The sequence below is a fragment of the Flavobacteriales bacterium genome (assembly GCA_021296215.1).
In the GTDB taxonomy this organism is placed as follows: Bacteria; Bacteroidota; Bacteroidia; order Flavobacteriales; family ECT2AJA-044; genus ECT2AJA-044.
In genome coordinates, this window is record JAGWBA010000016.1 from 1 (window position 1) to 19,804 (window position 19,804).

Sequence of the window (19,804 nt, forward strand, 5' to 3'; positions counted from 1 at the left end):
GGTCATACAAACAGAGTAAATCTGTACAACAAATTGAATCGAATTTGATAGTTTAGAACGGTCTCATAACGGGGAAGTTTACCTACGGAATATGGTGAAGGGTACGCACCATCTTGGATCGTTGTGTGCACGTATAAAAAAATAAAACAAATACGTATATTTGAGTTATGGATGCGAAACTGACATTGAAACTTGACAAAAGGGTAATAGAGTCCGCAAAGGTTATTGCCGCTTCAAAGAAGATTAGTCTATCCAAAATGATCGAGGCTTACCTCAGCACACTGGTTAATTCAACTGAAGAGAAAGATTCGGATATTTCTCCATACGTAAAAAGTATTTCTGGATTAATCGATTTGCCAGAAGACTACGATTATAAAAAAGAGTATCGTGACTATTTGGAGGAGAAATACAAATGAGTCTGCGAGTTTTTTTGGACACGAACATCGTACTCGACCTGCTCGCAGAACGAAAGCCCTTTTACAAAAGCGCGGCCGTTTTAGCCACAAAGGCTGAGCAAGCAAATTTCAGCTTGATTGTTTCACCTTTAACTTTCGTAACGGCTCATCATGTATTGTCCAAGTTTGAAGGTTCCTCGACTTCATTGAACAAGCTTCGAAAATTTAAAGTGATCTGTGAAATATGTCCTCAGGATCAAATGATCATAGAGAAGGCACTGAACAGCACTTTTCGTGATTTTGAAAATGCGGTACAATATTATTGCGCCATTGATTCAAAATGCAATGTGATTATTTCTCGTAATGCTAGGGATTATAAACAGAGCACATTGCCCGTGCTATCAGCAGAAGAATTCCTGAAGAGTCTTGATTCGTGAGTGGATGAGACTGATGCGCGCAGTTTCTTTATAGGTAGTCAATGCGAGCAAAGGATCCGACATGGTCGAAGGGGACGGCGCATGCGCCGTCCCTGGTGGGGGAGGCTAACAAACAAACACATGATGCCATCGCTTCGCTCGGTTTCCCGTTTTCACTCCCAAGCTCTAGCGAGCTCGGCTTGGTCTGAAAATAAAAAACCCATTCGATGGAATCGAATGGGCATCTTGTGTTTGCTTGTGCGGACGGGGGGACTCGAACCCCCACGTCTAAAGGACACTGCCGCCTGAAGACAGCGCGTCTACCAATTCCGCCACGTCCGCAGTGGTAGAGGTTGGGAGCTTGAAAAAGAACTCCGTTTAGGGCGAGGGAGTTTGCAGGCAAGCACCCGTTTGGGGATGCTTACAAGGCAAAGCAATTCGTTTAAGGCCTACGGCCATCGCGAGTTTTTGCCCTGACCTCCTTCGAGCTTGCTCGAAAGGTCACTCCAAAAACTCGCTTACGCTCTGCTTAAACGAATTACTTTGCACTTGTGCGGATAGAGGGAGTCGAACCCACACGCCTCACGGCACTGGATCCTAAATCCAGCGTGTCTACCAATTCCACCATATCCGCTTGAAAGAACTGCCTTTCTTTGACAAAAGGACGGCAAAGATACAAAGATTAGCGAACCAAAGCGATAAAATCGGGTTACGAAAAACATGACCCCTGAAATTCAGTTTCATTCTGCCGATGGAGGGCCGATCTATTTCGAAACCAATTTCGAGCAGTGGATCGTGGAGCCTTATAACATGGTGACAGCGGCGGTTTTTGTAGGAGTCTTTATTTATTGGGCCGCTCGGGTGTACAAACCCGAGTTCAAAAGAACCTTCCTTAAACGCGTACTTCCGATTCTCGCCGTAGGCGGAATAGGCGGAACCCTTTATCACGGATTTCGGAATCACGCCGTGTGTATCTACATGGACTGGGTGCCCATCGTTATTTTAACCCTTTTGGCTAGCGCCTACTTCATGAGCAAGGTTTCGGGTAAATGGTGGATCGCGGCCGTTTTCGTCTTGTCCTTCTTTTTCTTGATGGGCGCGGCGAATGCCTATGTGCCCCGCAGATACGCTACCAGCGTCGGCTATTTTTTACAGGCGGTGATGGTGTTAATGCCCGTTGTGCTCTTCTTAAGAAAAAGACAGTGGGCCTATGCGCGCTATGTGGGTGGAGCGGTTTTGGCCTTTACCGTGGCCCTGACCGCAAGCGTGCTTGACCCACACGGATTTTTGCCCATGGCACCCACTTTCTATGGCACGTTTTCGGAGCTGTGAGTGGAAGCCTCATGATAGGCTTTATTTACTACCACAACTTGAGGGAAAATCGTACCTTTGCGCCCTCGAAATAAGAGGGGAGTCCCTCATTAGCAACGGTAAAGACGTTTTCTATGGATATCAAGAAAGTGGCGATCGACGATTTGAACGCCCAATTGCGCATCAAGATCGAAGCAAACGATTATCAACCCAAGGTAGAAGAAGTATTGGCGAACTACCGCCGTACGGCCAGCGTTCCGGGTTTCCGGAAGGGTAAAGTGCCCATGGGCATGGTGAAAAAGATGTATGGCAAAGGCGTACTCGTCGAAGAGGTGAACAAGCTGATGCAACAACAGGTGTACACTTTCTTGATCGAAGAAAACCTTGAGATCCTCGGAAATCCGATTCCGACCGAAGACAACGACAACATCGACTGGACCGAAGGCAACGACTTCGAGTTTTCTTTTGAAGTAGGTCTATCTCCTGAATTTGAAGTGAGCATCACCAAAAAGAACAAGCTTCCTTTCTATAAGATCAAAGCTGACGATGCTACTATCGATCGTTACACTGAGGATCTCGCCAAGCGTTACGGTTCAATGACCAACATCGACAAGAGCGAAGAAGGCGCCACGCTGTACGGTAAATTTACTCCGGCCGGAGAAGGTGACCACAGCAACGAGGCTACCGTGATGATCAGCGCCGTCAAGGACGATAAGATCAAAAAACAATTCATCGGTATCGGTCCTGACGATGTAGTGGAGTTCGATGTGCTTAAGGCATTCGACGATAATAAGACCGAGGTGAGCTCCATGCTCAACTTGCCCAAAGAGGAGATCACCGAAGAGAACAAAGTGTGGAACTTTACGGTGATTCGCGTAAATCGCTTGGAGCCGGCCGAACTTAACCAAGAACTCTTCGACAAGATCTTCGGAGAGGGTAATGTAAACGGTATCGAGGAATTCCGCGCTAAAGTCGGCGAAGACATCGAAAAGATGTACGAGCAGGAAAGTGACCGTCGCTTCCTCAACGACGCGACCGAGTATATCCTCGACAAAGTTAAGTTTGATTTACCAGATGAATTCCTCAAGTGCTGGCTCATGACCGTAAGCGAAAAACCGCTGACCATGGAGCAAGTGGAGGCCGAGTATGCTCAGTACCGGCTTTCGACCAAGTGGCAGCTCATCGAGAACCGCATCGCCAATGATAACGACATGCAGATCGGCCGCGAAGAAGTGCTCGGTTTTGCCGAGAACGCCGTTCGCTCGCAAATGCTGCAGTACGGAATTCCTGAACGCGATGAAGAAATGGTGAAGAACACCGCTCAGCGTGTGCTCGAAAACGAAGAGGAGAGCAAGCGCATCAGCGATGAGATTTTCTCGCGTAAATTGCTCGCATTCTTCAAGGAGAACTTCAAACTCGATGAAAAAGAAGTTAGCTACGACGAGTTCGTAGAACAAGCAACAAAATGATACATTTGAGGTTGTAAGTAGAACGCTTTTTACACAATCTCAATAGATCATGTTTGATAACGACGAGTTTCGCGAGTACGCGACACAACATATGGGTATCAATAGCCTAGCGTACGACGAGTACGTCAGCGCTGCCACTCGCCAAATGCCCCGTGGGCTAACCCCCAACATCATCGAAGAGCGCCAAATGAACGCGGTGTCTATGGACATCTTCTCGCGCCTCATGATGGACCGTATTATTTTTCTCGGAGTTCCGATCAACGACCAAGTTTCGAATATCGTTCAAGGTCAGTTGCTCTTTCTCCAGAGCGTGGATCCGAAAAAGGACATACAAATTTATCTGAATACGCCCGGTGGTGGCGTGTATGCCGGACTCGGTATCTACGACACCATGCAATTGGTGGAGCCCGATGTGGCGACCATCTGTACCGGAATGGCCGCTTCAATGGGTTCTGTGCTGCTTTGCGCCGGAGCTCCGGGTAAACGCTCGGCACTTACCCATAGCCGCGTCATGATTCACCAGCCTTTGGGCGGTGCTCAAGGACAGGCCTCGGACATCGAGATCACGGCCAAGCAGATCCTAATGCTCAAGCAAGAGTTGTACGAGATCATCGCCAAGCACAGCGGGCGGGATTACGAAAAGGTATACCAAGATGGTGATCGCGATTTCTGGATGAAATCACAAGAGGCCAAAGAATACGGCATGATCGACGAGGTATTGACCAAGAAAGAATGAAAGAAGAACTGAGTTGCTCCTTTTGTGGGCGCAAAAAAAGTGAAACCAAGATCCTCATCGCAGGTATCGATGCACACATTTGTGATCAGTGCATCGAACAGGCACACGGTATCCTGGTCGAAGAACTGAGCGACAACGAACTCGAAGCCGTTGCTCAGGAAATGGCCTTGCGCAAACCTCAGGAGATCAAAAACTTTCTGGACGAATACGTGATCGGTCAAGACGACGCCAAAAAGGTGCTGTCTGTGGCCGTGTACAATCATTACAAAAGGCTTTTGGCCTACGGCCAGAAAGGGGACTCTGCCGATGAGGTCGACGTTCAGAAGTCGAACATCATCATGATTGGTCAAACGGGAACCGGAAAAACCTTGCTGGCACAGACCATCGCGCACATGCTCAACGTGCCTTTTGCCATCGTTGACGCGACCATACTTACGGAAGCAGGCTACGTAGGCGAAGATGTGGAAAGTATTATTTCGCGCTTGTTACAAGCGGCCGACTACGATGCGCGCAAAGCGGAGCGCGGAATTCTTTTCATTGACGAGATCGATAAGATCGCTCGCAAAAGCGACAACCCTTCGATCACGCGCGATGTAAGTGGAGAAGGAGTTCAGCAAGCCATGTTGAAGCTACTCGAAGGCTCCAAGGTGAACGTACCGCCGCAAGGTGGACGCAAGCACCCCGATCAAAAATTCGTGGAGATCGATACCAGCAACATTCTCTTTGTAGCGGGTGGGGCTTTCGATGGAATCGACCGACACATCAAGCGCCGTCTCAACACCGCAGCGATCGGTTATGGAAACGCTTCGAAAGAGCGGGTAGACGACGACAATGTGTTACAGTTTATTGCACCGCAAGACCTCAAGAGCTTCGGACTCATTCCCGAGCTCATTGGCCGTATGCCCGTGCTCACGCACTTGAATCCGCTCGACGCCGAAGCGCTGAAACGCATTTTGATCGAGCCTAAGAATGCGCTCATGAAACAGTATCAGAAGCTGTTCGCCATGGACGACATCGATTTCACCTACGACGATTCGGCCATCGACTTTATCGTCGAAAATGCAGTCGAGTTCAAGCTAGGTGCCCGAGGGCTTCGCAGCATTTGCGAGGCATTGCTCATGGATGCCATGTTCGAAATGCCCAGCGGAGAAGGAGAGCAGGAGCTCAAATTGACCCGCGATTACGCCGAAAAGAAAATCAGTGCCAGCAGCTTGAGAAAGCTCAAGGCTGCATCATAATATTAGAGAGCAATGAGTGATTTCAAAAGCTTACAAGACCGCATTGATGCCCGCATCTTGGGCGAACGCAAAGTGTTTCTTTGGGGACAAGTCGACGACCGCAGTGCCAAGCACGTGATCGATCGACTTATGTACCTCGATATCGAAGATCCGGGAAAAGAGATCCAGTTCGTGATCAACAGTCCGGGCGGGTATGTCACTTCCGGCATGGCCATTCACGATACCATGATGCAGATCAGCAGCCCCGTAAGTACAATTTGTGCTGGTATGGCCGCGTCCATGGGGTCGATCTTGTTATCGGTCGGAGAAAAAGGCCGCAGGTTCGTAATGCCGCATGGTCGCGTGATGATCCACCAGCCCAGTGGTGGTGCTCAAGGGCAAGCATCGGACATTGAGATACAAATGCACGAGATTTTGAAAACCCGAGATATCAGTGCGGAGATTCTGGCCAATAACTGTGGTCAAAGTGTTGAGCGTATCCTCAAGGACTTCAATCGCGATTACTGGATGAACGCCGAGGAATCGGTCGAGTACGGAATCGTAGACGGAATTACCGAGAAGATCTAAGCACTTTCACAGTCGTACGCGTAGAAGTTTATTCCGGTATACCGGGAATTGGTATATTTGAGTAAACGCTTTATTTATGAGCAAAAACACCTCAATATTACTCGGAGACTACTTTCAATCGGTAATCGATCATCAAATCAAGTCCGGAAAGTATTCATCGGCCAGCGAAGTCATTCGAGCGGCACTGCGCTTGTTCGAACACGAGGAAGCTAAGAAATCGGCACTGATCAAGGCTTTGGAGAAGGGTGAGTATTCGGGATTTCTCGACGACTTTGATCGAAACACTTTTCTTGAGCAATTGAATCAACGCCACGAGGGCATTAATAAATGAGGCTGCGAATAAGCCGAGAAGCAGCCGAGGATCTCGAATTCATTTGGACTTATTCACGTGAAAAATGGTCTGTTGAGCAGGCAAACCGATATTACCACTTCATTTTTGAAGAAATAGACCTCATATGCCGAAATCCTTTAGCCGGTTTAGATTATTCGCATATAAGGCTAGGATATCGAAAAGTATCGGTAAAATCTCAATCCATTTTTTACAGAATAGTCGCGGCAGATAATTCTTTAGAGATTATCAGGATACTTCATCAGAAAATGGATGTCGACCTAAATCTCTAATAACCGAAATATCTATTCACAAGAAAGGTTAACTAGTCGGGTATAAGATGATTGAGGCTTGAAAAACACGGTGAATATGACTAATCCTTTTTTCGATCCCACACTTCAAAACTGAAATCATACGCGTGCTTTGCATCCTTTTTGTGGGATTCGTGGAGCACGCGTTGCCATTCATTGAGGTCGAGCTCCGGGAAAAAGGTATCGCCATTCACGTGAGCGTGAACCCGCGTTAAGTACACTCGATTCACGTAGTGGAGCGCTTGCTCGTAAATGGTGCCTCCACCGACGATAAAGGGCTCTTGATCTTCGCCTACCATGTCGATTGCCGCTTCGATATCATTGGCGACTTCAACGCCCTCTACTTCGAACTCTTCGCGCCGCGTGATCACGATGTTCCGGCGCTTTGGCAGTGGTTTTCCAATACTGTCGAAGGTCTTCCGGCCCATGATGATGCAATGCCCTGAGGTGACTTCCTTAAAATACTTGAGGTCTTTAGGCAGGTGCCAAAGCAGTTCGTTGTATTTGCCGATGGCGTTGTTCTCGGAAGCGGCGACGATCATGGAGAGGATCATGGAGCGGCGGTTTTGTTGGATTGCAGCGAATTTAAGAACAGCATTAAAGATACGGCATAAAATGCACCGCGTTCTACGAATTCGAGCCACGATTCGCCCGAAAGTGGCCGAATGATCGACACGGCGAAAGTCCAGATGAAACACCACAAAAACAGGTGTTTATGGGGCTTAAAGATCAGTAATAGAGCTACGATCAGATCCAATACCCCGATGATCGGCATCAATTGTGCAGCGAGGTCCTGTTCGAACCCAACGGTCATAAGGTAGGGCAGCCAACTCATCCGCCCGTTGAGGGCGAAAATCCCATGGCCCAAGAACGTCAGCGCCAATCCCAGGCGCAGGATGAGGTGCAGACGCGGATGCATCAAAACAACTGTTCGAGGTAGTTTCCGACCACGTATGAGAGGGTTGCCGCCGCGGCACCGAGGAACAGTGTTTCGACAATGCTTCGAATGACGTCGTTTTCGGTTACGCGGGCTTTGAGGTAGCCGATCATGATGAATGCGCCTCCGGTGAGTACGCACGACCAAAGGAAAAGATTGGTATCCCAACCCCCCGAGGTGTAGTCGTACATGTAAACCAGGAGTGGAATAAAGCCCACGATGATGAAGCTGACGAAGGTGACCGCCCCCATCGCGAAGGGCGATTTAGTCTCTTCTTGCATTTCGAGCTCCTCTTTCATCATGACATCGACCCACCGGTCGCGATCGGCACAGATCACATCGACGACCTGCTCTAACAATTCGCCTTCAAAGCCTTTATCCCGGTAGATCTCATGGACCTCTTCGCGCTCTTTTTCGGGTAAATTGTCCACTTCCCAATACTCGATGCGCTTGTGTTTTTCGTAGTTCTGGATTTCGGACTTAGTGCTGAGGAATGCGCCTACCGACATGGCGAATCCGTCCGCGATCAAATTCGCGAACCCCAGAATGATGATCACCGCGGTGTCGAGCCCGGCCCCGACCGATCCCGCTACTACGGCAAAGGTCGTGACGCTACCATCGATACCGCCGTAAACGAATTCGCCCAAGTAATCTTGAAAGCGGCGAATGAACGAATTACCGGGCTGATGGTACTTTTCCATCCCCTAAAAATAGAGATTAAACCGCTACCACACCCTTGATGTGCGGCCACGGATCGTAATTCACAAGTTCGAAGTCCCCGTATTTGAAGTCGAAGATGTCTTTTACGTTCGGCTTGATCTTCATGGTCGGCAATGCGCGTGGCTCACGGCTAATTTGCAGCTGTACCTGTTCCATGTGGTTGCTGTAAATGTGTGCATCGCCAAAAGTGTGCACAAAATCGCCCGGCCCGAGGTCGCACACTTGGGCCATCATCATGGTGAGCAGGGCGTAGGAGGCAATATTGAAGGGCACGCCCAAAAAGATATCGGCCGAACGCTGGTACAGTTGACAGCTCAATTTGCCATCGGCCACGTAAAACTGAAAAAACGTGTGACAGGGCGGAAGCGCCATGTTCGGAATCTCGCTCACGTTCCACGCCGAAACAATGAGTCTGCGACTATCCGGATTCGTTTTGATGCTGTGGATCAGCTGGCTTATTTGATCGATGCTATTGCCATCGGGAGCGGGCCAAGAGCGCCATTGCACACCGTAAACGGGGCCCAGGTCACCATTTTCATCGGCCCATTCGTCCCAAATACGCACGCCATTTTCTTTGAGGTAGGCGATGTTGCTGTCGCCTTTGAGGAACCAAAGCAGCTCGTGGATGATACTGTGCAAATGCAGTTTTTTAGTCGTCACCAAAGGAAAACCCTCCGAAAGATCGAAACGCATCTGATGGCCAAACACCGATAAGGTTCCGGTACCGGTGCGGTCTTCTTTTTTAACGCCTTCGTGGAGCACGCGTCTGATGAGGTCGTGGTACTGCTGCATAATGTGCCAATTTATTTCAAAAATATGGCCCTGCGGGCCGATTGGCAACTCCCTTCCACGCAAGTTTTTAAGAAGAAATAAACAAAGCCAAAAGGCCCGCGGGTTCACCCTGAATTAGGTGTCCGCGGGCCCTTGGCCTATGAAAAAAAGACAAAGCTTTTAGTCGAGATTCCGAGCCAAGAAGGCCGAAATATCGTACCAATGATCAGCGCGCAACGTGGTGTAGTTGGGGTGCGTATACAGAGCGTTGGGCCATTGCTCCGTGCGGAGCTCCAGGTTTTGTCCTTCCACGTACCCTTGAGTGAGCGCACGGTTTTTCACGGGCAGCGGTCCATAAATGGTCACTCCGGAATTCACGAGGGTACCGTAGGTGACGACACCATTGCCGAACTGCTGTTGGGTACATCCGACCATGAATAAAGCGGGATCCCCTGCATCCACGAAATCTTCGGCTTGGGTAAACATGTTCATGGCGATCACACCTTTGACATCACCGGAAAAACCGGCATTGTCGGCATTGTCCCATCCGAGGGTGTTGATATTGGTCGAAAGTGTCGTTTGTAAATTGGCATCGTCGATATCGGTCAATTCATTTTGCCCCATAAAGGCGTGATTAAAGGCTATACTGGCACCGTTCGACCATCCACCAATAAAGATATTCGTTGTGCTGAATCCATGTACTGAGGCCTCTTTACAGATGTAGCGCACCGCTGAACGGATGTCTTGTACGCCGTAGATCCAATCTACCATGTCGTTGTTATTGTCGTTCGGATCTATGGTGTATTTGACCACGGCGGCCGCAAATCCTTTACTTGCCAACTCTTCGGCCAAGGCTTCCATTTCCGCCACTCTGTTGTAGTTTATGAATCCTCCACCAGGAAATAACAACACTACCGGTTTATCGGTCAAATCGTTATCGGGTGAAACGAAGAGCTTTAGAGTGTGCTGACTCTGCGATCCATAGTTATAGGTCGTAGAGTTAACTTGCACATAGTGCTCGTCGACAAAATTGGGGCCCTCCTGACCGGTTACTTCGCTCAACGCGCTCAGGGCACTCGCGGCACTATTTCCAAAAGGATATACTTGCACCATTTTATTTGTAGGGGTGCCTTCTGCGCCTAGCGGCGCGATTTGTTCCTCTTTCTCGCAAGACGAGAAAACGACGAGGAATAAACTTGAAACTAAAAAAGCTGCATCCTTGATAATGAACGTTTTCATGATATTTGATTTAGGGTGACACGTAAGTACACCGCAAACATCCGGCAGAAACGAGGGTAAGGGTTAACAGCTATGTTGTTAATTCTTGAACATAGAAATTCGCAACAATAGGTGGATAAAAGGGGCATTTCAAACATATGTTGCAAAGGGTTGAACCTATGTTGCCAGTGAGATATTCGCCCTATTTAAATTGTACATTTAGGTTCCCGATGATTCTAGATGTCTGAAAATCCGCAATATAAAAGCGAAAGTGTGCCGCCGTCCAAAGGCAATCCAGATGAGGCCATCGAGCTTTCCATGGATCAAGCGCTGATCGAAAAACTCGAATCCATTGTTCGTGAGCGCATGAGCGATGAGCAATTTGGCGTTTCGGAACTAGCGGATGCAGTAGCTATGAGTCGATCTCATTTGCACCGACGCCTAAGCGGGATTCTCGGAATATCCACGATCCATTTTATACGTTCTATGAGGCTGCGTCGTGGAATGGATCTCCTGAGTCAAGAGGTCGGAAACGTGAGCGAGGTGGCGTACAGAGTGGGCTTCTCGAGCAATACCTATTTCACAAGGTGTTTCAATACGGAGTTCGGGTACCCGCCAGGGGAAATCCGGAAGCGAAAAGATGATTTTGTTCGGGCCGAAAAACCAGAACGATCTATTCCGGCTGTAGACCAGTCCAAGGACCTTCAGCCTAAGGCGGTGAGCCCCTTATTCGAAGCTTTTCGCCCCAGTTCCAGCGAAGAGCTCGTTCGTGAAGTATTCATGAGTATGGCCGAGGAGAAGCCGACTTTACAGAAGTTTTAACTCGTAGAAGAGGACGAGGGCGAGGTGTTGGATATTCGATTGTTGGCCCATCAGATTATAAAAAATTTCCCGTGGGTCATCGGTGTGGAATTGCGCCGGCTATTCTCGGCCAACTTATTGGAAAGTATGGAGTTGCGATACCGGCAATTGAGCAAAACCGTCGATCGACTGATCGAGGTTCTATCGTTCATCATAGCTTCTGAATGGATGCGCTGTTCGGAGCTCGACAAAGCTTTGACATTGAGTTCAAAAGAGCTTGAAAAAGGACTTCAACCCAACGGCAAAACAGACCGATTGGATTTCATCAAAGTGCTCGATAAAAGATTAAAGCAAGGGGACAGGAGCTTATTATTGCCCAACTGGGCGAGTTGCTCGATGAGGCTTTCTACCGGGAATTAGAGGATTGGTCGCGGATTGCCGAGCCCGAGAAATGGTTTAGTGAAGAGGCTCGCACGAACATAGAGCAACTCGAGCAAACCTTGGTCTACTTAATGAAGAAATGCGCCTTTTTAGTCGAGTACAAAATGGTTCAGGTCAATGGCATCGATGTGCGTAAAAGGAAATACACGCAAGCGCGTTTCAATCACCGACTTCGACTCTTGAACAGTACCGATGCGCAGTTTAAGTCGCACGAAGAAATAGCCGATCAATTCTCGGACAGTGGAAGTGTGCTGTTGTTGCGCAGTGTAAAGGATACAGGCGATTACTTAACTCTCAGCCTCTTTATCGTAGACACTCAAGATGTTGAAGTGACAGCACTCCGTTCGGCTGGACTCCGGAGCGATATTTACCTTTTTCAAGGTATTGACGAGGGTAGAGCAATATATATAGGAGCGAATACACAGAACCAGGTGGATTTGTCGCAATGGGATCAATGGTTCGAACTCAAAGCGGAATTCGATCGAATGAAAAAGGGAGCGAAATGAATAGTGAAGCCGTAAAATCTCCGTTTAAATTTCTCGATTCCTTCGATAGGGAGGATCGGTCTATATTCTTTGGTCGCGATGCCGAGGTAAATGAAGTTTATGACAAGTCCTTCCAAAGCCGGTTATTGCTGATTTATGGTGCATCGGGAACCGGAAAGTCGAGTATCATTAACTGTGGCCCGGCTAACCGCTTTACTGAAGAAGACTGGTTGCCCGTGGCAATTCGGCGCGGTGGAAATATGATGCGCTCGTGGTATCAACAAGTCAATAAATGGACTTTTAGTCAAGAACCGACTCCCGAGGTGATCAATGGGGAAGCCTTGAAGGCCGTGACGGCTTCAGCTTACATGGATCAATTTAGGCCCGTTTACTTTATTTTCGATCAGTTTGAGGAACTCTTTAATTTCGGTGATAGGGAGGAGATCGAAACTTTTATTACTGCCGTACGTGGTTTTTTGGATTCAGACCTGGATGTCCATTTTATTTTTATTCTGCGCGGGGAGTATTTGGAATTTCTGTCGGACTTTGAACTTCAAATTCCGCATTTCTTCGACAATCGTGTGCGTATTGAAAAAATGACCCGGCTGCGGGCACAGGAATGCGTATCAGGGCCCTGTGAAGCCTTCGGCATTGAAATGGAGCCTGGCTTTGAGCAGCAATTGTTGTCCAAGATCAACCCCGATAAGCGCTACGCTGAACTCACCTTTTTACAGGTCTTCTTGGATCGCGTTTATCACAATGCTTTGGAAAGCGGGTTGCAGGGGAAACCCTTGAAGTTTACCGTGGATCAATTAGAGCAAATGGGGGACTTAGCCGATGTGCTTGCCGAGCTTATCGATGAGCAGATCTTCAAGATGGACGACCCTAAATCAGCGCTTGCCGTGTTGAAATCCCCGGTCTCAGTAGAGGGAACCAAGGTTCAGAAGACTCAGGAAGAAATATATTCGAGCTGCGTGGATCTCGGTTTGGAGGTCAACAAGGAAGAAGTCATTGATATCGTACAGGACTTCGTCGATAAACGGATTCTTTCGGATCGAGACGATGACGAAAGATATGAATTCCGATGCGATAGTTTGGCCCAAAAGATCTTTGAGCGCATAACCGTGCAAGAGCGGGAAATGCTGGAGGCACGGAACTTCTTGAACTTGAGTTTTAAGGAATTCAAAAAAAGGGGAAAGCTACTCACCGAGGACGATCTGCAGTATATATCGCTTTACGAGCGCAACCTGAGTTTGAGTGTCGATTTAATGGACGTTATTCGCGAGAGTGAGCGCAAATCGAGGAACCATCGACGCAAACAGCGGAGGAGGACGGTCATATTGTCGTTGATCTTGGTACTTATGATCTTGTCTGTGGCGGGTTTTTTGAGAGCTAGGGAGCAATCGACGCGAGCAAGGCAAATGACTGAACTTGCGTAACAGGAGTCGAGACAAGCCGAGGTCGAAGGACAACGAGCTGAGGAGAATAAATCGGAAGCAGAAGAGAATGCGCGTGCGGCTATGGTATCGGCCCGCGAGGCGGATGAAGCCCGCAGCGAAGCCATTCGTCAAGAGGAACTCGCTTCCGCATCGGCCCGCAGGGCTATAACAGAAAAGCAGAAGGCGGTTATCGCACGTTCGGAATCGGAACGAAGTGCGGCGATCGCTGAGCAGCAAAGAGTATTGGCGGAGGAGCAACGCGTTATCGCCCAAAGGGCCGAGGCAAGGACCGAAAAGTTATTGATGTTGAGCTTGAGTCGGGAATTGGCTTTAAGGGCCACTCGGGTACCCGAGCCCTCTAACGCCCTGCAATTGGCCCTGATCGCTACGGAATTGCACCGAGAGCACGGCGGTTCAGACTGGGCTCCTGAAATCTATCAGGCCTTTTTACACATTGATCAATTGGGTTCTGATGGACTTATTACGAGTCGTCCCGTAGAGGTAGATCGACCTGTTGAAGAGGGTGGTGCATTGCTGCTTCCCGAGGGTGTAGACTATTCCGGTAATGAGCTGCAGTACTTCGCCAACGGAGCTTCGGTATGGTCGTTGACGTTGCCCAGCAGACTTACGGCTATCGAAAGGTCTGTCACCGAAAGTGGGTTGGCCCTGGGTTTATCCGATGGTAGTATCATGCTCATCGATATGTTTACCGGAAAGGTACGGGCTAAGTTGGGTGGGCATCGAGCAGCGATCACCGACTTGGCCTATTCCGAGGATGGAACCCGACTTTTGAGCTCGTCGTACGACCGAACAGCTCGGATATGGTCTCTTGGCGATATCGCCCGACAGCCCATTGAAGTCGTGGACGATGGAAAATGGATCGCCCGAGTAGAGTGGAAGGGAAATGACTGGTGGAGCTACACGCACTTCGATGGATATGAGTTCACCTTGCCCGAAGACCCAATGCTGTGGTATACGCATTATTGTAACGATAATGCCGAATCAATTTCGCCAAGTGATTGGAAGAAGTTGGTTAGCGAATTGCTTAATTACAACCCACCTTGCCATGAAGAATAAAGCACTCACCTTAATCAGTGTAGTCCTTGGTTTTGTAGCCCGGGCACAAGACTGTCCGGCGGCTTTGGACGAAGCTGAGCGGCTTTATTTCAATGGTCGTTTTGAGCGTGTCATTGAAAAGTTAGCGCCTTGCGACGTCGGATTAAGCCCCAATCAGTCGGAGCGGCACTTTTCATTGCTCGCACAAGCCCATTTGATATCAGGAAACGACAGCGCTGCGAGGGCCTGGACCGAAGACCTCTTGCATCGTCCCCCTTTGTTTACTCCCAAGTATGGAGCCATCGAGGGATTCAAGGATTTGATCGAGGAGTATAAACTGGTGCCGAGGTGGTCGTGGTGCCTTTCTGCAGGCGCTTTTGATCCAGAGATGATCATTGACCGCTACCACACGTTCAGCAGCAAACAACAGCTGCCCGAATCCTACCAGGGTCAACTCGGGTTTCAGGCTAATGCGGCTGGTGCTTTTTACCCATTGCCCTGGATCGTGGCAGAGGGGAGTATCGGTGTTCAGGCCTTCGAATACGGGTATACTGATGTGATACTGGATGCGCAAGCGGCGCGGTTCGACGATCGATTGAAGTATTTAAATTTTTCACTCGCTGCGGGTCTTTCAGTTCCTGTTTCGGGATGGAAATTAGAGCTCCTTGGCGGTGTGTTAGCTCGGTCGCTATTGAAGGCCACGGCCGATGCAAGCCTGATCCCAACAGTTGAGGATATACCAACACAGGGAAATCCATATCCGGCCGAAATTCGAGGTGTCGATTCGAAAAAATGGAGATCTCCTTGGAATCACAGCGCTTTAATGCAAATGCGTATCCAGAAAGATATCGGTGTTGGGGCTATCGGCCTTGCGGCCGGATTCCAATACGGGCTATCCAATCTGACAGATTCGGAGTTGCGTTGGATCGATCCCGACTTTACATACGCATATGGGTATTTGGCCGATGACTTTCGGCTCATCGGTTGGAACGTTCAGGTCACCTATTCCCGGTTCATTTATACCCCAAAAAGAAAGTAATCATGCAGAAAATAATGCTTCTCATTTGTGTGGCAGCCTTGGTGAGTTCGTGCTCCAAAGACGTCGGCGTAATCGACCCCACTTGGACGCGAGTAGTAGGGGATCGAATGAACTCGTACCTGCGCGATGTTGAGCGATTCGACGATGGGCGAATGGTCGCGGTAGGGCAAAATGGCTATCCGGCCTATACTTCCGAAAGTTCGGGTGGAATCGTCGTTACAGGTAAAAGCGAAGAGCGAGGTGGCGCCATTTATTTGTTTAATGCCGAAGGGCACCTTTTGAAGAAAGGGTTTTTTAGAACCGAGGACGTGAACTTATTGCACGGTTTAGAGTTTTATGAACTTGGAGACAAGGCCATGTTCTGGGATGTCTTACCTACCTCGGACAATGGTTTTATCGTACTCGGCGAATGGCGAAATTTCTCTTGGTATTACCAATCTTTGGATACTGTATTTCCAGCGAATCCATCGACCAGTGTTCCCTTCATTTGTAAGTTCGATGCCCACCTCGAATTAACGAATTTTTGGTCCGTTACTGGCTCTGTCGGATCGCCGCCTTTCGTGTACTGGAGGAAGTTTAATTGAATTGGACGATGGTTCTCCAGCCCTCTTGGTACATAGTTTCGTCCAAACCTTGTCTCTTCCTCATGGCTATGCCATGATGCCCCGCGATATCAATGGCGATCGGGTTCAGGCTATCCACCTCAACGAAGGGGTGGGCAACAGAGTTTTGATGCGGGGAATTTGCAAGAACTCCTCGGGTGAAGTAGTTGTGGTCGGACAGGTACATGGTGATTTCGTAGCCGAAAAATGGTCAAGTGATCTGAGCACGAGGGTCACGCGAAAAAGAATTGACTACATCGGTGTGGGCAGTGGAATAAATGGCAATTCTGCGTTTATCGAGCCAATTCCGACCGGAGGGTATTTCACGGCCCATATGAATGCTCCTCAAACGGTCGTGATCAACCGCCTCGACGAGGACTTAGAGGTGATCGATAGGTGGGAGCCCGATTTTACCGAATCTCAAGAATACCCGTCCGATATGAGGCTACTGAGTAATGGCGATTTACTACTTAAAACCTTCCGCCTCGATGCTAACATAAACACTGATTCCCGCCTGTACCGCGCGTCTCCAAAGGGGGAATTGATTTGGTCGCGGACTTTCGACGGTACCAATGGGCGCGTGGCGATTTGGGACGATGCGTATTGGATCATAACGGAAAATCCGAAACACGACGAGCTATTAGTGAAATCAAGAATCCATAAAATTAACAGTGATGGGGCGAATTAAATATGCACTTTTAGCCTTGCTTCTGTGCTTCACGTTTGTTTCGTGCGAAGAGTCCGTCGATGCACCACGGTATACAGTCGACCAAACCGACCTCGCAGCACTTTTGACATCAACGTGGAAATATAAGGCCCTCTATGTCGATGGGGAATATTTCATTGCAGCAGACTCGGTCATGAATCCGGCCAAAGGCGACCTTAACCGGTTTGGAGGTGCTCGTGCCTATTTGTTTCGCCGCGAAATTCAGTATCGCGAAGACGGTCATTATCAGTTACTGTGGGAAGATCGCGGTCAATATGCATTGGGAACACACGGTGACCCCAACGATCAGCCCAATTTTGGTTCCTGGCGTATCGACGAATCCTCGGCCCAACATCGACTCATTCACAACGCATTCACTGACCAAGAGACCGTCTACACCATTGAGCTGACCGACACTTCGTTCGTGTGCAGTCATATACGTTATATGAGCCGATCCTCTTCGGAATGCGGCGCGGTTCAGGCCTATTGGGATGCGGACTCCTACGTGCACTATGTGGAGCACTTTGTACGCGTAAAATAGGTTTTGGCCCTGCGGGCCGATGCAGCCCTTGGCAGCTATTTTCGCCCTAAACGGTCTGGGTTTATTCGTAGTGGTCCCAGTTCTCGAAAGCCGGATATTCACCACGACTATCTACAGCTATCGTTTCAAGACGCCCCCAGCGATCATAGGCGTAAAGCATATAACCCATTTGCCGGGTGAGTTCGATCATTTCGTTTTCGTAGGGGGTACGTCCGGCATTGTTGATCATTTGAATCCGCCCTTTTTGACGTTGTATAATGTTCAACTTCCCTTTGCCATAATAGCCGACGGTAAAATCCCCGATTCGATCTCCGCCCCAGCGAGAGGGTGCTTTAACGGTGCCTTTGAGTTTTATATCTCCGTTCGGATACCATTCTTCAAATGAGCCCTTCAGAACACCGTACTCGTAATGTCGAATCTGCGCCAAAGCTCCGTTGCGGTAGTATTCTCGAACCTGGCCGTGTAACCTGCCTTTGGAGCATTCCGCTTTCCACTCAATTTGCCCATTCGGATGGGTGCTCATCCAGCTTCCGGTATAGGGCTCGCCATGTTTGTTATAATAAAGGCGGTCTTCGAACCTCAGTTCGGGGGTGCTTTTTACCGAGGTTGAAGCGCCCCAATTATCCGGTTGGTCCTCCGGCTATTCGAGATATCTACGGTCGTCGGTCGGAACGCATCCGGCCGAGAGGCCGAGAAAAAACAAATAGAAAAATAGCCGTCTAAGAAAGGCCATGGGAGCGGAGTGTCGAAAGTTAGTGCTCTCGACAAGGTAAGAAAACGGCCGCATCCGCAGTGTTTGGCGATCCCTCATGACGCGAAGGTGGTGATTGTGGGGCAAAGCGTCCTTAGCGAATTGGGTGAATTGCCATTTATACCGGGTGAACGGAAACTAAAAAACCCCTCGGTGGGAGAGGGGTTTTAACTATAAAAGGACGAAAATCAATTAGTTACAGGTGTAAGTAATTTTTTGTTCGATGTCTCCGCCCGGATTAGAAACCGTAGAGGTTACCTCCGGGTTATCTTCGATCTCTTTCAGCTCGTCACCGCAGTATTCCTGTCCGGATACGGTTCCTTCCTGAATCAATTGACCATTCAGGAATTGCTCTGTTTTCACATCGCATTCCTTACATTTTTTGCAAGAAGTGAATGAGACTGCCCCGAGAGCAAGGGCAGCTAAAAGAACGTAAGTCTTTTTCATGCTCTTGTTGTATTAGTATTAGGTATCGACGCTCTGCCGATTTTACAGCCCCAAACCTAAGCATTAATTGTCGAAAGAAAAATTAGAATTTATATTAATTCCGAGGCATTAGAAATAATTCTAACATTTCCTAGAAAAGCGCTATAAATTATTGTAAAACTCACCTGGTTGAGGGTTTTACTATCCATGTTGGATAGCCGTCGTACGCTTCGGTTTGCGTAACGCGCTTGATGCTATCAGCCTTCATGTCATACAGATACATGTCGAAATATCCGTTTGGAGGTTTCGCATGAAAGGCTAAAAAACGGCCGTCTGGGGAAAAGGAAAGTTCTCCTTTTCCCCAGTCGTTATGGGTCAGCCTACGAGTATCGCCCGTGGCAACGTCGAGCAAGTACAGGTCCATTTCGGAACGATGTCGATTTGAGGCGAAGGCGATCTTGCGGCCATTAGGATGCCATACGCCGTAACGATCCAAGCTGTCGTGTTGGGTAAGTCGGAGTTGGTGTGCTGTGGTCAATTGAAATAAATAGAGTTCGGGGTTCCCGTCTTGATTTGAGCGATAGAGCAGTGTAAGTCCGTCGGGTGACCATTGCGGCTCCATGCCACCTGCCGAGCCTGAGGTGAGCCATTGCAAACGTTTGCCGTCGATACGCGAAACGAATACTTGGGTAGTGTCGTTGACCGATGCTTGTCCGGCCAGCATGAGCCCATTTGGTGAAGGCCAAAGCATTTCCTTGGGGTAAAGACCGGGAAGTAGGGGTGCGGTGTTTACCGACCGCAGATTCTTTTCAAGGCGAATCGTGCCTATATCACGGGGTCCCATAATGGACAAGGTGGAATCGCTCCAGCGAATGGGATTATAGTGCCACAGGGTGTCTGTTGTGAGAGCCCATGTGGAATCGAGTTCCAGATCGTAGATCCAAATGTTGAATGCCCCGTATTCGTGCGTGCTGTGATAGATCATCCAATGCGGTCGGGTGTCGAGCGGAAAACCTCTAGATCGATTCGGGTTAGGTCCACGACTGCAAGCGATAGTCAGTAGGCTTATCAGGAATAATACACCAAGCTGCTTCATCCAG

The 19,804-nt window shown here is 48.9% G+C and carries 26 protein-coding genes and 2 tRNA genes; 18 read left to right on the top strand and 10 right to left on the bottom strand.

Going from position 1 to position 19,804, the window contains the following annotated elements; translation table 11 throughout:
• Positions 1 to 167: 167 nt before the first annotated feature.
• Both J4F31_04320 and J4F31_04325 read left to right on the top strand, forming a co-directional pair.
• Entirely contained in the window at positions 168 to 416 is a 249-nt protein-coding gene (locus J4F31_04320; GenBank protein ID MCE2495791.1) for a hypothetical protein, read from the top strand.
• Entirely contained in the window at positions 413 to 832 is a 420-nt protein-coding gene (locus J4F31_04325) for a PIN domain-containing protein (protein MCE2495792.1), read from the top strand. Before J4F31_04320 ends, J4F31_04325 begins: the two co-directional genes overlap by 4 nt.
• Positions 833 to 1,070: 238 nt before the next feature.
• On the opposite strand, the gene J4F31_04330 is transcribed toward J4F31_04325, so the two are convergent.
• Positions 1,071 to 1,153: transfer RNA gene (locus tag J4F31_04330), tRNA-Leu, on the bottom strand.
• A gap of 210 nt (positions 1,154 to 1,363) precedes the next feature.
• A tRNA-Leu gene (locus tag J4F31_04335) sits at positions 1,364 to 1,445 on the bottom strand.
• A gap of 86 nt (positions 1,446 to 1,531) precedes the next feature.
• Between J4F31_04335 and J4F31_04340 the strand changes: the two genes are divergently transcribed.
• From J4F31_04340 to J4F31_04370, 7 genes are all read left to right on the top strand, one after another.
• Positions 1,532 to 2,143, top strand: coding sequence for a hypothetical protein (locus tag J4F31_04340; GenBank protein MCE2495793.1), 612 nt, complete (start codon positions 1,532 to 1,534; stop codon positions 2,141 to 2,143).
• Between the two features lie 113 nt (positions 2,144 to 2,256).
• Positions 2,257 to 3,591 carry a trigger factor gene (gene tig, locus J4F31_04345; protein MCE2495794.1) on the top strand — a complete coding sequence of 445 codons (1,335 nt, stop codon included), beginning with the start codon at positions 2,257 to 2,259 and terminating at the stop codon, positions 3,589 to 3,591.
• Between the two features lie 49 nt (positions 3,592 to 3,640).
• Positions 3,641 to 4,327, top strand: coding sequence for an ATP-dependent Clp endopeptidase proteolytic subunit ClpP (gene clpP, locus J4F31_04350; GenBank protein ID MCE2495795.1), 687 nt, complete (start codon positions 3,641 to 3,643; stop codon positions 4,325 to 4,327).
• On the top strand, positions 4,324 to 5,565 hold the full coding sequence (gene clpX, locus J4F31_04355; GenBank protein ID MCE2495796.1) for an ATP-dependent Clp protease ATP-binding subunit ClpX: 1,242 nt from the start codon (positions 4,324 to 4,326) through the stop codon (positions 5,563 to 5,565). Before clpP ends, clpX begins: the two co-directional genes overlap by 4 nt.
• 12 nt (positions 5,566 to 5,577) lie before the next feature.
• A complete protein-coding gene (locus tag J4F31_04360; protein MCE2495797.1) occupies positions 5,578 to 6,132 on the top strand; it encodes an ATP-dependent Clp protease proteolytic subunit in 555 nt (184 codons plus the stop codon).
• Between the two features lie 76 nt (positions 6,133 to 6,208).
• The gene (locus tag J4F31_04365; GenBank protein ID MCE2495798.1) at positions 6,209 to 6,463 is read left to right on the top strand and encodes a type II toxin-antitoxin system ParD family antitoxin; all 255 of its coding nucleotides are present in this window, start codon (positions 6,209 to 6,211) and stop codon (positions 6,461 to 6,463) included.
• Positions 6,460 to 6,753, top strand: coding sequence for a type II toxin-antitoxin system RelE/ParE family toxin (locus J4F31_04370; GenBank protein MCE2495799.1), 294 nt, complete (start codon positions 6,460 to 6,462; stop codon positions 6,751 to 6,753). The genes J4F31_04365 and J4F31_04370 overlap by 4 nt, the downstream gene beginning before the upstream one ends.
• Positions 6,754 to 6,833: 80 nt before the next feature.
• On the opposite strand, the gene J4F31_04375 is transcribed toward J4F31_04370, so the two are convergent.
• From J4F31_04375 to J4F31_04395, 5 genes are all read right to left on the bottom strand, one after another.
• A complete protein-coding gene (locus tag J4F31_04375; GenBank protein ID MCE2495800.1) occupies positions 6,834 to 7,322 on the bottom strand; it encodes a dihydrofolate reductase in 489 nt (162 codons plus the stop codon).
• On the bottom strand, positions 7,322 to 7,690 hold the full coding sequence (locus tag J4F31_04380; GenBank protein MCE2495801.1) for a hypothetical protein: 369 nt from the start codon (positions 7,688 to 7,690) through the stop codon (positions 7,322 to 7,324). Before J4F31_04380 ends, J4F31_04375 begins: the two co-directional genes overlap by 1 nt.
• On the bottom strand, positions 7,690 to 8,409 hold the full coding sequence (locus J4F31_04385) for a VIT1/CCC1 transporter family protein (GenBank protein MCE2495802.1): 720 nt from the start codon (positions 8,407 to 8,409) through the stop codon (positions 7,690 to 7,692). Before J4F31_04385 ends, J4F31_04380 begins: the two co-directional genes overlap by 1 nt.
• Before the next feature lie 16 nt (positions 8,410 to 8,425).
• A complete protein-coding gene (locus J4F31_04390; GenBank protein ID MCE2495803.1) occupies positions 8,426 to 9,220 on the bottom strand; it encodes a thymidylate synthase in 795 nt (264 codons plus the stop codon).
• 159 nt (positions 9,221 to 9,379) lie between these two features.
• On the bottom strand, positions 9,380 to 10,438 hold the full coding sequence (locus tag J4F31_04395) for a hypothetical protein (protein ID MCE2495804.1): 1,059 nt from the start codon (positions 10,436 to 10,438) through the stop codon (positions 9,380 to 9,382).
• A 252-nt stretch (positions 10,439 to 10,690) separates the two neighbouring features.
• Here J4F31_04395 and J4F31_04400 point away from each other — a divergent pair, with 252 nt between their 5' ends.
• From J4F31_04400 to J4F31_04440, 9 genes are all read left to right on the top strand, one after another.
• Positions 10,691 to 11,239: a helix-turn-helix transcriptional regulator gene (locus J4F31_04400; GenBank protein MCE2495805.1), complete on the top strand. Its 549-nt coding sequence runs from the start codon at positions 10,691 to 10,693 to the stop codon at positions 11,237 to 11,239.
• A 42-nt stretch (positions 11,240 to 11,281) separates the two neighbouring features.
• A complete protein-coding gene (locus J4F31_04405) occupies positions 11,282 to 11,638 on the top strand; it encodes a hypothetical protein (GenBank protein ID MCE2495806.1) in 357 nt (118 codons plus the stop codon).
• A complete protein-coding gene (locus J4F31_04410) occupies positions 11,608 to 12,165 on the top strand; it encodes a hypothetical protein (GenBank protein MCE2495807.1) in 558 nt (185 codons plus the stop codon). The genes J4F31_04405 and J4F31_04410 overlap by 31 nt, the downstream gene beginning before the upstream one ends.
• Positions 12,162 to 13,583 carry an ATP-binding protein gene (locus J4F31_04415; protein ID MCE2495808.1) on the top strand — a complete coding sequence of 474 codons (1,422 nt, stop codon included), beginning with the start codon at positions 12,162 to 12,164 and terminating at the stop codon, positions 13,581 to 13,583. Before J4F31_04410 ends, J4F31_04415 begins: the two co-directional genes overlap by 4 nt.
• Before the next feature lie 81 nt (positions 13,584 to 13,664).
• Positions 13,665 to 14,660 carry a hypothetical protein gene (locus J4F31_04420; protein ID MCE2495809.1) on the top strand — a complete coding sequence of 332 codons (996 nt, stop codon included), beginning with the start codon at positions 13,665 to 13,667 and terminating at the stop codon, positions 14,658 to 14,660.
• The gene (locus tag J4F31_04425) at positions 14,650 to 15,678 is read left to right on the top strand and encodes a hypothetical protein (GenBank protein MCE2495810.1); all 1,029 of its coding nucleotides are present in this window, start codon (positions 14,650 to 14,652) and stop codon (positions 15,676 to 15,678) included. The genes J4F31_04420 and J4F31_04425 overlap by 11 nt, the downstream gene beginning before the upstream one ends.
• A gap of 2 nt (positions 15,679 to 15,680) precedes the next feature.
• Positions 15,681 to 16,262: a hypothetical protein gene (locus J4F31_04430; protein ID MCE2495811.1), complete on the top strand. Its 582-nt coding sequence runs from the start codon at positions 15,681 to 15,683 to the stop codon at positions 16,260 to 16,262.
• 49 nt (positions 16,263 to 16,311) lie between these two features.
• Complete coding sequence (locus tag J4F31_04435) at positions 16,312 to 16,968, top strand: hypothetical protein (GenBank protein MCE2495812.1); 657 nt, start codon at positions 16,312 to 16,314, stop codon at positions 16,966 to 16,968.
• Positions 16,955 to 17,527, top strand: coding sequence for a hypothetical protein (locus J4F31_04440; protein ID MCE2495813.1), 573 nt, complete (start codon positions 16,955 to 16,957; stop codon positions 17,525 to 17,527). The genes J4F31_04435 and J4F31_04440 overlap by 14 nt, the downstream gene beginning before the upstream one ends.
• A 61-nt stretch (positions 17,528 to 17,588) precedes the next feature.
• On the opposite strand, the gene J4F31_04445 is transcribed toward J4F31_04440, so the two are convergent.
• The 3 genes from J4F31_04445 to J4F31_04455 form a co-directional block, all read right to left on the bottom strand.
• Positions 17,589 to 18,050, bottom strand: a complete 462-nt coding sequence (locus tag J4F31_04445) for a hypothetical protein (protein MCE2495814.1) — start codon at positions 18,048 to 18,050, stop codon at positions 17,589 to 17,591.
• A 420-nt stretch (positions 18,051 to 18,470) separates the two neighbouring features.
• Positions 18,471 to 18,641, bottom strand: a complete 171-nt coding sequence (locus J4F31_04450) for a hypothetical protein (protein MCE2495815.1) — start codon at positions 18,639 to 18,641, stop codon at positions 18,471 to 18,473.
• A gap of 244 nt (positions 18,642 to 18,885) precedes the next feature.
• Positions 18,886 to 19,800 (bottom strand): PD40 domain-containing protein, encoded by a 915-nt coding sequence (locus J4F31_04455; GenBank protein MCE2495816.1) that lies wholly within the window; start codon positions 19,798 to 19,800, stop codon positions 18,886 to 18,888.
• Positions 19,801 to 19,804 lie beyond the last annotated feature (4 nt).